The organism is Enterobacter sp. Li2LvB3 (assembly GCF_056156645.1).
In genome coordinates, this window is record NZ_JBSICG010000025.1 from 1 (window position 1) to 12818 (window position 12818).

General features: G+C 54.5%; 12 protein-coding genes. 5 read left to right on the top strand and 7 right to left on the bottom strand.

Annotated features, from left to right (window positions below; all coding sequences use genetic code 11):
- Window positions 1-50: 50 nt before the first annotated feature.
- Window positions 51-455, bottom strand: coding sequence for an OsmC family protein (locus ACS603_RS18625; protein WP_010436331.1), 405 nt, complete (start codon window positions 453-455; stop codon window positions 51-53).
- Between the two features lie 310 nt (window positions 456-765).
- On the opposite strand from ACS603_RS18625, the gene crp reads away from it, so the two are divergent.
- Both crp and ACS603_RS18635 read left to right on the top strand, forming a co-directional pair.
- Complete coding sequence (gene crp / locus ACS603_RS18630) at window positions 766-1398, top strand: cAMP-activated global transcriptional regulator CRP (protein WP_000242758.1); 633 nt, start codon at window positions 766-768, stop codon at window positions 1396-1398.
- 57 nt (window positions 1399-1455) lie between these two features.
- Complete coding sequence (locus ACS603_RS18635; RefSeq protein WP_315688721.1) at window positions 1456-3543, top strand: YccS/YhfK family putative transporter; 2088 nt, start codon at window positions 1456-1458, stop codon at window positions 3541-3543.
- Window positions 3544-3557: 14 nt separating this feature from the next.
- Here the strand turns inward: ACS603_RS18635 and argD are convergent, their stop codons facing one another.
- The 5 genes from argD to ppiA form a co-directional block, all read right to left on the bottom strand.
- Window positions 3558-4778 carry a bifunctional acetylornithine/succinyldiaminopimelate transaminase gene (gene argD, locus ACS603_RS18640; RefSeq protein ID WP_315687071.1) on the bottom strand — a complete coding sequence of 407 codons (1221 nt, stop codon included), beginning with the start codon at window positions 4776-4778 and terminating at the stop codon, window positions 3558-3560.
- 86 nt (window positions 4779-4864) lie between these two features.
- Window positions 4865-5428 carry an aminodeoxychorismate synthase component 2 gene (pabA, locus tag ACS603_RS18645; RefSeq protein WP_182062785.1) on the bottom strand — a complete coding sequence of 188 codons (564 nt, stop codon included), beginning with the start codon at window positions 5426-5428 and terminating at the stop codon, window positions 4865-4867.
- Window positions 5429-5458: 30 nt separating this feature from the next.
- Window positions 5459-6061: a putative adenosine monophosphate-protein transferase Fic gene (locus ACS603_RS18650; protein ID WP_014072087.1), complete on the bottom strand. Its 603-nt coding sequence runs from the start codon at window positions 6059-6061 to the stop codon at window positions 5459-5461.
- On the bottom strand, window positions 6051-6218 hold the full coding sequence (locus tag ACS603_RS18655; RefSeq protein ID WP_182062786.1) for a YhfG family protein: 168 nt from the start codon (window positions 6216-6218) through the stop codon (window positions 6051-6053). Before ACS603_RS18655 ends, ACS603_RS18650 begins: the two co-directional genes overlap by 11 nt.
- 105 nt (window positions 6219-6323) lie before the next feature.
- Entirely contained in the window at window positions 6324-6896 is a 573-nt protein-coding gene (gene ppiA / locus ACS603_RS18660) for a peptidylprolyl isomerase A (protein WP_182062787.1), read from the bottom strand.
- 278 nt (window positions 6897-7174) lie between these two features.
- Here ppiA and tsgA point away from each other — a divergent pair, with 278 nt between their 5' ends.
- Window positions 7175-8359 carry an MFS transporter TsgA gene (tsgA, locus tag ACS603_RS18665; RefSeq protein WP_182062788.1) on the top strand — a complete coding sequence of 395 codons (1185 nt, stop codon included), beginning with the start codon at window positions 7175-7177 and terminating at the stop codon, window positions 8357-8359.
- A gap of 18 nt (window positions 8360-8377) precedes the next feature.
- On the opposite strand, the gene ACS603_RS18670 is transcribed toward tsgA, so the two are convergent.
- Entirely contained in the window at window positions 8378-9679 is a 1302-nt protein-coding gene (locus ACS603_RS18670) for a cytosine deaminase (protein WP_182062789.1), read from the bottom strand.
- Between the two features lie 241 nt (window positions 9680-9920).
- Here ACS603_RS18670 and nirB point away from each other — a divergent pair, with 241 nt between their 5' ends.
- Window positions 9921-12464: a nitrite reductase large subunit NirB gene (gene nirB, locus ACS603_RS18675; protein ID WP_474944698.1), complete on the top strand. Its 2544-nt coding sequence runs from the start codon at window positions 9921-9923 to the stop codon at window positions 12462-12464.
- A complete protein-coding gene (gene nirD, locus ACS603_RS18680) occupies window positions 12461-12787 on the top strand; it encodes a nitrite reductase small subunit NirD (RefSeq protein WP_182062791.1) in 327 nt (108 codons plus the stop codon). Before nirB ends, nirD begins: the two co-directional genes overlap by 4 nt.
- Window positions 12788-12818 lie beyond the last annotated feature (31 nt).

The following is a 12818-nucleotide window of genomic DNA, read 5'->3' on the forward strand; positions in this document are numbered from 1 at the left end:
CGTGGGAGAGGGTTAGGGTGAGGGCATCAACGCGTATGATGCCCCTTGCATTAAGCCTCGATCACTTCATACGAATGCGTGATTTTTACCGCTTTCTCCAGCATTAACGCCACGGAGCAGTATTTCTCCGCAGAAAGGTCCACCGCGCGTGATACCGCAGCGTCTTTCAGCTCTTTGCCGGTCACAATAAAATGCAAATTGATGTGCGTAAACAGGCGTGGCGCTTCTTCACGGCGTTCAGAAGTGAGTTTTACTTCGCAATCCGTCACGTCATGACGACCTTTTTGCAAAATCGACACCACGTCAATTGCGCTGCAACCACCCGCCGCCATCAGCACCATCTCCATTGGGCTTGGTGCTTTATCGCCGGAGTTCCCATCCATTAAAATCTGGTGTCCGGAAGCGGATTCGCCCAGGAACGTTAAACCTTCAACCCATTTCACACGCGCTTGCATATTCATTAACTCCAACGTTGCATTTTTGGTGACAGATTACGCGTACGTTACATTTCTCGCAACGGAAGGCGACCTGCATCATGCTGAAGCGAGACACCAGGAGACACGCGACAAAAGCTATGCTAAAACACTCTGGATGCTACAGTAATACATTGACGTTACACATGTATGCAGAGGACATCAAACTTTACTGGCTGCGACTATTACGACAGCCGACTTCCCAGGGTATGGGTAAGAATTCGATTGCAACCCCAGAGTCTGGATGCATCTTATGACTCTGGTGACAGCTTATAACAGAGGATAACAGCGCATGGTGCTTGGCAAACCGCAAACAGACCCGACTCTCGAATGGTTCTTGTCTCATTGCCACATTCATAAGTACCCATCGAAGAGCACGCTGATTCACCAGGGTGAAAAAGCGGAAACGTTGTATTACATCGTCAAAGGCTCGGTGGCAGTGCTGATCAAAGATGAGGAAGGGAAAGAAATGATCCTTTCTTATCTGAACCAGGGCGATTTCATCGGTGAACTGGGCCTGTTTGAAGAAGGCCAGGAACGTAGCGCCTGGGTTCGTGCAAAAACCGCGTGTGAAGTGGCCGAAATCTCCTACAAGAAATTCCGTCAGCTGATTCAGGTTAACCCTGACATCCTGATGCGTCTTTCTTCGCAGATGGCTCGCCGCCTGCAAGTCACGTCTGAGAAAGTGGGTAACCTCGCCTTCCTGGACGTAACGGGCCGTATCGCTCAGACTCTGCTGAACCTGGCGAAACAACCAGACGCGATGACCCACCCGGACGGAATGCAAATTAAAATTACCCGTCAGGAAATTGGTCAGATCGTGGGTTGCTCCCGTGAAACAGTGGGCCGTATTCTGAAAATGCTCGAAGACCAGAACCTGATCTCCGCCCACGGTAAAACCATCGTGGTTTACGGAACACGTTAATTCCGGTCAAACGGCGTGCCATCGCAAGGTGTCACGCCGTTTTTGTCTCTACTCCCCATGTGGCGCAGGCTAATTTATCACCCGGAAGTTAACTACGCACTGCGACAAACGCTGGTGTTGTGCCTTCCTGTGGCCGTGGGTTTGCTGCTGGGCCATCTGCAACAGGGTCTGTTGTTCTCCCTGGTTCCTGCCTGCTGCAACATTGCAGGTCTGGACACACCGCATAAACGTTTCTTCAAGCGCCTGATTATTGGCGGCTGTCTGTTTGCAGGCTGTAGCCTCGCTGTACAACTGCTGCTTGCCCGTGATATTCCGCTTCCCCTGATCCTGACCGTACTGGCCATGACGCTTGGCGTGACCGCTGAAATCAGCGCGCTACATGCCCGGTTGCTGCCCGCGTCGTTGATTGCCGCCATCTTCACGCTGAGCCTCGCCGGGAATATGCCGGTGTGGGAGCCGCTACTCATCTACGCGCTGGGAACCCTGTGGTACGGCGTGTTCAACTGGATCTGGTTCCGCCTGTGGCGCGAACAACCGCTGCGCGAATCGCTCAGCCTGCTCTACGTGCAGCTTGCCGACTACTGCGAAGCCAAGTACACCCTGCTCACTCAGCATACGGATCCGGAAAAATCGCTGCCGCCTCTGCTGGCGCGCCAGCAAAAAGTCGTCGATCTGATTAGCCAGTGTTATCAGCAGTTGCACATGCTCGCCGCCAATAAAAATCATGACTATAAGCGACTGCTGCGTATCTTCCAGGTCGGTCTGGATTTACAGGAGCATATCTCTGTGAGCCTGCATCATCCGCAGGAGGTGCAAAAGCTGGTCGAACGTAGCCACGCCGAGGCGGTGATCCGCTGGAACGCCCAAACCGTGGCAGCGCGCCTGCGCATTCTCGCTGACGATATCCTGTATCACCGCTATCCCACGCGTTTTAACATGGACAAACAGCTGGGGGCGCTGGAGAAAATTGCCCATCAACACGCGGAAAACCCGGTGGGCCAATTTGCGGCGTGGCACTTCAGCCGCATCGCCCGTGTCCTGCGGACTCAGCGGCCACTTTACCCCCGTGACCTGATGGCCGATAAACAAAAGCGTCTGCCGCTGCTGCCAGCCCTGAAAAGCTATCTGTCACTGAAATCTGCCGCGCTGCGTAATGCCGCGCGTATCAGCGTGATGCTTAGCACCGCCAGTCTGATGGGCGTAGCGCTGCACTTACCGAAACCGTACTGGATCTTAATGACCGTGCTGTTTGTTACGCAGAACGGTTACGGTGCTACGCGGGTGCGCATTCTGCACCGGGCAGGTGGCACAATCGCGGGGCTTATCATTGCCGGGGTGACGCTGCACTTCCACGTACCGGAAGGCTATACGCTGCTGGGGATGCTGGCTGTCACCATGGTGAGCTACCTGATTATTCGCAAGAACTATGGCTGGGCGATGGTGGGCTTTACGGTCACTGCGGTATACACCCTGCAACTGCTCACGCTCAATGGCGAACAGTTTATTCTCGCCCGCCTGGTCGACACCCTGATTGGCTGCCTGATTGCCTTTGGCGGCCTGGTCTGGCTCTGGCCCCAGTGGCAAAGCGGGTTGTTGCGCCAGAACGCCCATGATGCGCTGGAAGCAGATCAACAGGCGATACGCCTGATCCTGAGCGATGATCCACAGCCTTCGCCGCTGGCGTATCAGCGCATGAAGGTTAACCAGGCACATAACGCCCTGTTTAACTCACTGAACCAGGCGATGCAGGAGCCGGGCTTTAATTCCCACTATCTTGCAGACATGAAACTGTGGGTGACGCACAGCCAGTTTATCGTCGAGCACATTAACGCCATGACCACGCTTGCACGCGAGCACACGATGCTGACGCCCGATCTGGCGCAGCGCTATTTGCAGTCCTGTGAGATTGCCTTGCAGCGATGTCAGCAGCGCCTGGAGTACGACGCGCCGGGAGAAGCAGGAGATTCGAATATTCTTGAAGCACCGGAAACACTGACGCTTGGCCCAATGAGCACCCTGGAGCAGCATTTGCAGCGCATCCTGGGGCATCTGAACACCATGCACACCATTTCGTCGGTGGCATGGCGTCAGCGTCCGCATCACGGGATTTGGTTAACGCGGGTATTAAAGCGCACGCCGTACTAATTTTGCCGGCCAGTTTATCCGCGTACGATCTTCGCCACCGCGGCAGCAAAACGGTTTAAGCCGTCTTCTATGTCTTTGTCTTCAATCACCAGCGACGGCGCGAAACGCATCACGTCCGGCCCGGCATTCAGCACCATCACCCCTTCATGAGCTGCGGCGTGCAGGAAATCGCGTGCGCGACCTTTGTACTGTGGCTTCAGCTCAGCGCCAATTAACAGCCCCATACCACGGATCTCGCTGAACACGTTGTACTGCTCATCAATCTGCTGAAGGTGTTTCACGAACAGCTCGCGCTTCGCATTAACGCCGTTCAGCACCTCTGCCGTGTTGATGATATCGAACGCCGCACCAGCAATGGCGCAGGCCAGCGGGTTGCCGCCGTAGGTCGAACCGTGAGAACCCACGTGGAACGCGGAAGCGATATCCTGCGTGGTGAGCACCGCACTTACCGGGAAACCGCCGCCGAGCGCTTTGGCGCTGGTCAGGATATCTGGCGTCACGCCGTAGTGCATATAGGCAAAGAGATCGCCGGTACGCCCCATGCCGCTCTGCACTTCATCAAACACCAGCAGCGCCTGGTGCGCATCGCACAGTTCACGCAGGCCTTGCAGGAACTCAGGCGTTGCCGCCATTACGCCGCCTTCGCCCTGAATCGGCTCGACCACTACCGCGCAGGTATGGTCGTCCATCACCGCTTTTACCGCATGAAGGTCGTTAAACGGCACGTGGATGATATCGGCCGGTTTCGGGCCAAAGCCATCGGAATACTTTGGCTGCCCGCCAACGGACACGGTAAACAGCGAACGGCCGTGGAAGGCGTTATGGAAGGCAATGATTTTGGTTTTATACGGGCTATGACGGGTTGAAGCATAGTAGCGTGCCAGCTTAAAGGCCGTTTCGTTGGCTTCAGTACCGGAGTTCATGAACAGCACACGTTCAGCAAAGGTCGCGTCGATGATTTTACGTCCCAGGCGCAGCGCGGGTTCGTTGGTAAAGACGTTACTGGTGTGCCACAGGGTTTCGCCCTGGGTTTTTAACGCGTCTACCAGAGCAGGATGACAATGACCCAGCGCCGTCACCGCAATCCCCCCCGCGAAATCAACGTACTCTTTACCCTGCTGATCCCAGACGCGGCTGCCCTTCCCTTTAACCGGGATAAACTCAGCCGGTGCATAAATCGGCAGGATCACTTCATCGAATGTCGCGCGGGTAATTGCTGATTGTTCAGTTGCCATGTCATGCCCATCCATTTTATGTCACATTGATTGTGAAAATATAATCACAAAATATGCATAAAAAATCACAATAAGGCAATAAAAATTCAGCGATTGAGGAAATTCGCCAGCAGCTGATGTCCCTGCTCGCTCAGGATGCTTTCAGGATGGAACTGCACCCCTTCGAGATCCCATTCCTTATGACGAATGCCCATAATTTCGTTGGTGTCGCTCCAGGCGGTGACGTCAAAGCACGCTGGCAGCGTAGGGGGATCAATCACCAGGGAGTGATAGCGCGTAACGGTTAACGGATTATTTAATCCGCTGAACACGCCTGCGCCATTGTGGGTAACGGGGGAGGTTTTGCCATGCATCACTTTCGCCGCACGCACAATGGTTGCGCCAAACACCTGAGCAATAGCCTGATGGCCAAGACAGACACCCAGAATAGGCAGCTTACCGGCAAACTGTTTTATAACGTCCAGAGAGATACCGGATTCCGACGGCGTACACGGCCCCGGTGAGATAACGATTTTCTGCGGAGCAAGCGTCTCAATATCGGCAAGGGTGATGTCGTCATTGCGGCGGACAACCACCTCCGCGCCCAGTTCGCAGAAATACTGGTACAGATTCCAGGTAAAGGAATCGTAGTTATCTATCAGCAGGATCATGGCGGCTCCACAGCAAAAAGGCGCCCTATTCTACTCAGTTTCGCGCGCTTCGCTCACCACTTTACTAAAGATGGCAGTCAACGCGCTTAAATCGCCCATCGCACCACTCTGGTTTGCCGCCGCCCAGGCCTGCGAGTCGATATTTTGCCAGCTCAGCTGATAGCCTGCGTGGAGCGCGAGCTGCTCAAAGAAGACCCGCTGGGCAATGCCGTTACCGATGCGAAACGGATGCAGCACGTTAATTTCGCAGTAGTAGTGGCTCAGACGGGCAACAAACTCGCTTTTCTCAAGACCGGCCAGATAGCCCTCTTCTTCGAGATCCTGCATCAGGCTGTTGCCCTCTTTTTCGATGTAGGCGAAATGACAAAAACGGGTATCGCCCTGATAAATATCCACTTCGCGAATATCACCAGCCCAGTCGAAAATGTCCTGATACAGATGACGGTGGATAGCACACAGATGCGGTAACCCGCGCGCGGGCGGCCCTAAACCGAGCGTGGCCGCACGCAGAGCGGTGAGTTCATAAGAAGCATGGGCAAGCCGGTCTGCCTGATGGATGTTCAGCAGATTACGCATCACATTCAGACCAGGATAGAGGTAGGGATCGCGGTCGTCGCCGTATTTATCGCTCATAGTGCCTCCTCAGTTCTTCAAGGCGGCGCTGTGCATCCAGGGCATTAAGCGTGACGAGTGGGCTGTCGACACCCTCCAGGCGGCGGCTGGCCTGGAAATTCGCATTTCGCTGCTGCTCCCAAAGTCGGGATTTTTGCTTGTCGGTGAGTTTTTTCACTTAACGCCTCCCTGAATGTGTCCGCTTGCCACAAGTATAAGCAGCAAAACGCGCTTTCGCAGGGAGGGTCAGCAACGCGGGCAAAGAATGCCCGCGCAAGGAAGATTACGGCAGAACTTTTGCAGAAAGGATCACAACCGGTTTGGACGGCACATTCTGATATGGGCCGACATCGTGGGTTGGCACCTGAGAAATTTTGTCCGCCACATCCATCCCTTTCACAATTTTACCAAATACCGCATACCCGAAATCACGCTGACCGTGGTCGAGGAAGGCGTTATCCGCAACGTTGAGGAAGAACTGGCTGGTTGCGCTGTCTTTATCTGCAGTACGGGCCATAGAGATGGTGCCACGGGTATTCAGCAGGCCATTGTCCGCTTCGTTTTTGATTGGCGGGTTAGGCTGCTTTTGCTGCATCTGCTCTGTAAAACCGCCGCCCTGCACCATAAAGCCCGGGATCACGCGGTGAAAAGTGGTGTTGTTATAGAAACCGCTGTTCACGTAGTCGAGGAAGTTTTTCACAGAAACAGGTGCTTTCTGGCTATTCAGTTCCAGCTCAATATTTCCGGCAGAGGTTGTCAGCAGAACGTGAGGGTCACCTTTTGCTGCCAGTGCAGCAGGGGTAACGGCAGAAAGAGCAAACACAGCTACAACAGCCGCCAGCGTTGATTTGAGCATGAGAATTCCTTAACAAAGCGCAGTAAAGAGAGCGAGTGGCTTGATTCTAAAGAGCAGTATGAACGGAGGCCAGCCTTTTACCTAATTTTACGAAATTGAAACAGTTGTTACTGCGCAAACGATTGGTTATAGCGCCAATTAACGTGATCGCGATCACACTAAAGCCTGCAACTTGGATCAAAAGTTTCCTAAAAGATTTAAATAGATCACTTTCGCGACTAAAATCTGCCCGCTCAAACGCAGTCAATGCGTTTTACTTTACTTTGAACAGGCCAGACATGACTAACAGCAATCGCATCAAGCTCACATGGATCAGCTTCTTCTCCTACGCCCTGACCGGCGCGTTGGTGATCGTCACCGGGATGGTGATGGGGAACATCGCAGACTACTTCCAGCTGCCCGTTTCCAGCATGAGTAACACCTTCACCTTCCTGAACGCAGGTATTTTGATCTCTATCTTCCTGAATGCCTGGCTGATGGAAATCGTCCCGCTGAAAACGCAGTTGCGTTTTGGTTTTGTGCTGATGGTCGCCGCCGTGGCGGGCCTGATGCTGAGCCACAGCATCGCCCTGTTCTCTGCGGCCATGTTTGTACTTGGCCTGGTGAGCGGTATTACGATGTCTATCGGTACGTTCCTGATTACTCACATGTATGAAGGCCGTCAGCGCGGCGCACGCCTGCTGTTTACCGACTCCTTCTTCAGTATGGCAGGCATGATCTTCCCAATGGTGGCCGCCGTTCTGCTGGCGCGCAGCATTGAGTGGTACTGGGTTTATGCCTGTATTGGCCTGGTCTACGTGGCCATCTTTATTCTGACCTTCGGCTGTGAATTCCCGGCGCTGGGTAAAAAAGCGCAAACCGTGGCAGAGCCTGTCGCGAAAGAGAAATGGGGGATCGGCGTGCTGTTCCTCTCCATCGCCGCACTGTGCTACATCCTGGGCCAGCTGGGCTTTATCTCCTGGGTGCCGGAATACGCTAAAGGTCTGGGCATGAGCCTGAACGACGCGGGCAAACTGGTGAGCGATTTCTGGATGTCTTACATGTTTGGCATGTGGGCGTTTAGCTTCATCCTGCGCTTCTTCGACCTGCAACGCATTCTGACCGTACTGGCAGGTATGGCGACCGTCCTGATGTATCTGTTCATCAACGGTTCACCGGAACATTTACCGTGGTTCATTCTGACCCTGGGCTTCTTCTCCAGCGCGATTTACACCTCGATCATCACCCTGGGCTCACTGCAAACTAAAGTGGCGTCCCCGAAACTAGTGAACTTCGTTCTGACCTGCGGCACCATCGGCACCATGCTGACCTTTGTGGTAACAGGTCCGATTGTGGCTCACAGCGGCCCACTGGCTGCACTGCATACGGCTAACGTTCTGTATGCCGTGGTGTTCATCATGTGCTTTATCCTGGGCTTCGTGACCCGCCACCGCCAGCATAACGTGGCGGCAGCGTCTCACTAATCGCCTTGCCCCTTTGTGTTATGCAGAGGGGCTGTTTCTGGCAAAACTCACCTCTTCCCCACCGTTGTCCATCTGGATCCACGTCTGCGCCAGTTGCGTGGTGGCAATAATCCGCCCCTGACGAATCGACCAGCGTACCGGCACCTGGCAGCGTACCGCTTCAAATCCGCTCTCTGCTGGCAGAATGATCAGGTTTGCCGGGTTCCCCTTTGCAATGCCGTAATCGCTCAAACCAAAGGTTCGGGCGCTGTTGTGGGTAATCAGGTTCAGCCCGCTGTCAATCTGCGGATACCCCATCATCTGACACACATGCAGCCCCATATGCAGCACCTGCAACATATTACCGGTGCCGAGCGGGTACCACGGGTCAAAGACATCATCATGGCCAAAGCAGACGTTGATGCCCGCCTCCTGAAGCTCCTTCACGCGCGTGATCCCCCGGCGTTTAGGGTAATCGTCAAAACGCCCCTGAAGATGGATATTCACCAGCGGGTTGGCGACGAAGTTAATCCCCGACATCTTCAACAGGCGGAACAGCCGCGAGGTATATGCGCCGTTATAGGAGTGCATGGCTGTAGTGTGGCTGGCGGTTACACGCGCGCCAATACCGGCCTCATACGCCAGAGTCGCAACCGTCTCAACAAACCGTGACTGCTCGTCGTCGATTTCATCGCAGTGGATATCCAGCAGACGGTCATATTTCTTCGCCAGTTCGAAGGCAATATGCAGCGACTGCACGCCGTATTCGCGGGTAAATTCGAAGTGCGGGATCGCGCCCACCACATCGGCGCCCAGCTTTAAGGCTTCTTCCAGCAGTGCCGCGCCGTTCGGGTAAGACAGGATCCCCTCCTGCGGGAAGGCCACGATTTGCAGCGTTATCCACGGAGCGACCTCCTTTTTGACTTCCAGCATGGCTTTCAGCGCCGTGAGCGTTGGGTCGGACACATCCACATGCGTGCGGACAAACTGAATACCGTTGGCGATTTGCCATTTCAGCGTTTTCCAGGCCCGCGCTTTCACATCTTCGTGGCTGAGCAGCGCCTTGCGCTCCGCCCAGCGCTCGATACCTTCAAACAACGTGCCGGACTGGTTCCAGTTCGGCTCACCTGCCGTCTGAGTGGTATCCAGGTGAATATGCGGCTCAATAAACGGCGGGATAGCGAGCCCTCCACGGCCGTTTAAGATCTCGTAGCTTTCACTGCTGGCCTCCCCCATCGGGGTGATCTCGCCAAATCGCCCGTTCTCAATGGCGACCTGCCATAACCCTTCACGATCTGGTAACCGAACATTCTGGACCAGCCAAAGTGGTGCTGTAGACATACCTATCCCCCCGGAAAACGCGACTGAAATTCAGGAGTACGCGTTTATTAAAATTAGCTACCTATTTTGTACACAAAATCGTCTCAGACGAAAAGCGAACGATTTCCACAACTTATAAAAATCCTGACAAATCAACTATATACCACCTAAGGAGTAGTTGAAAGCGTATTTGATTTGCATCAATAAGCGCCGTAGCTGAATCGTTAAGGTAGGCAGTAATAGAAAAGAAATCGAGGCAAAAATGAGCAAAGTCAGACTCGCTATCATCGGTAACGGCATGGTCGGCCATCGCTTTATTGAGGATCTTCTCGATAAAGCTGACGCAGCCCAGTTCGATATTACCGTGTTCTGTGAAGAACCCCGCAAGGCGTACGACCGTGTGCACCTTTCTTCCTACTTCTCCCACCACACCGCCGAAGAGCTTTCTCTGGTGCGTGAAGGTTTCTACGAGAAGCATGGCGTAAAAGTGCTGGTGGGCGAACGCGCTATCACCATCAATCGCCAGGAAAAAGTAATCCACTCCAGCGCCGGACGTACGGTTTTTTACGACAAGCTGATCATGGCGACTGGCTCTTATCCTTGGATCCCGCCTATCAAAGGCTCAGAAACCCAGGATTGCTTCGTTTACCGCACCATTGAAGACCTCAAAGCCATTGAAAACTGTGCACGCCGCAGCAAACGCGGTGCGGTTGTCGGCGGCGGCCTGCTGGGTCTGGAAGCCGCTGGCGCACTGAAAAACCTCGGCGTTGAAACCCACGTTATCGAATTTGCCCCAATGCTGATGGCAGAGCAGCTTGACCACATGGGTGGTGACCAGCTGCGCCGTAAAATCGAAAGCATGGGCGTAAAAGTTCACGCCAGCAAAAATACCAAAGAGATCGTCCAGGAAGGCAGTGAAGCACGCAAAACCATGCGCTTTGCCGACGGCAGCGAGCTGGAAGTGGACTTTATCGTCTTCTCCACCGGTATTCGCCCACGCGACAAACTGGCTAACCAGTGCGGTCTGGCCGTGGCGCAGCGCGGTGGGATCATGATTAATGATGCCTGCCAGACCTCTGACCCGGATATCTACGCTATCGGCGAATGTGCCAGCTGGAATAACCGCGTGTACGGGCTGGTAGCGCCTGGCTATAAAATGGCGCAGGTTGCCGTTGACCACATCCTTGGCAGTGAAAACGCCTTCGAAGGCGCAGACATGAGCGCCAAGCTGAAACTGCTCGGCGTGGACGTTGGCGGTATCGGCGATGCCCACGGCCGCACCCCGAACTCCCGCAGCTACGTTTACCTGGACGAAAGCAAAGAAGTCTATAAACGCCTGATCGTGAGCCAGGACAACAAAACCCTGCTCGGCGCAGTTCTGGTGGGCGACACCAGCGACTACGGCAACCTGCTGCAACTGGTTCTGAATGCCATCGAACTGCCAGAAAACCCGGACGCCCTGATCCTGCCTGCTCACGCCTCGAGCGGCAAACCGTCTATCGGCGTCGATAAATTGCCAGACAGCGCGCAGATTTGCTCCTGCTTCGACGTCACGAAAGGCATGTTGATTTCCGCTATCAACAAAGGCTGCCACACCGTTGCAGCACTGAAAGCCGAAACCAAAGCCGGTACTGGCTGCGGGGGCTGTATTCCACTGGTGACTCAGGTGCTGAACGCCGAACTGGCGAAACAGGGCATCGAAGTGAACAATAACCTGTGCGAACACTTCTCTTATTCTCGCCAGGAGCTTTACCACCTGATCCGCGTAGAAGGCATCAAGTCCTTCGACGAAATGCTTGAGAAACACGGCCAGGGTTATGGCTGCGAAGTGTGTAAACCTACCGTCGGTTCTCTGCTGGCCTCCTGCTGGAATGAGTACGTACTCAAACCAGAACATACGCCGCTTCAGGACACCAACGACAACTTCCTGGCAAACATCCAGAAAGACGGGACCTATTCTGTTATCCCACGCTCTGCCGGTGGCGAAATCACTCCAGAAGGTCTGGTGGCGGTCGGCCGTATCGCGCGTGAATTTAACCTGTATACCAAAATTACCGGTTCCCAGCGTATCGGCCTGTTTGGTGCGCAGAAAGATGACCTGCCAGAAATCTGGCGTCAGCTGATTGAAGCGGGCTTTGAAACCGGCCACGCGTATGCCAAAGCGCTGCGTATGGCAAAAACCTGCGTGGGCAGCACCTGGTGCCGCTATGGCGTGGGCGACAGCGTGGGCTTTGGCGTTGAGCTGGAAAACCGCTACAAAGGCATTCGTACACCGCACAAAATGAAGTTTGGCGTCTCCGGCTGTACCCGTGAATGTGCCGAAGCACAGGGTAAAGACGTGGGTATTATCGCCACCGAAAAAGGCTGGAACCTGTACGTGTGCGGTAACGGCGGGATGAAACCACGTCACGCCGATCTGCTGGCGGCGGATCTCGACCACGATACGCTGATTCAGTATCTCGACCGCTTCATGATGTTCTACATCCGTACCGCCGACAAACTGACCCGTACCGCATCCTGGCTGGACAACCTGGAAGGCGGCATCGACTACCTGAAGTCAGTCATCATCGATGACAAGCTGGGCCTGAACGAGCAGCTTGAAGCCGAAATGGCTCGCCTGCGCGACGCGGTGATTTGCGAGTGGACTGAAACCGTGAATACCCCGGCGGCGCAGACGCGCTTCAAACACTTTATCAACAGCACCCAGCGCGACCCGAACGTACAGGTTGTGGCAGAGCGCGAACAGCATCGTCCGGCGACACCTTATGAACGTATTCCGGTGACTCTGGTGGAGGAAAACGCATGAGCCAGTGGGTAAACATCTGCAACATTAACGACATCCTGCCTGCCACCGGCGTCTGCGCGCTGCTGGGTAAAGAGCAGGTCGCGATTTTCCGCCCACGCCACGACGAACAGGTTTTTGCCATCAGCAATATCGACCCGTTCTTTGAGGCCAGCGTGCTGTCCCGTGGGTTGATTGCGGAGCATCAGGGCGAACTGTGGGTCGCAAGCCCGCTGAAAAAGCAGCGTTTCCGCTTAAGCGACGGGCACTGCATGGAAGATGAGAGCCACTCTGTGAAGCATTACGATGCCCGGGTGAAGGACGGAAAAGTGCAGCTGAAAGGCTAATTCTCTCGCCTTTTCAATATGAAAAGCTTAT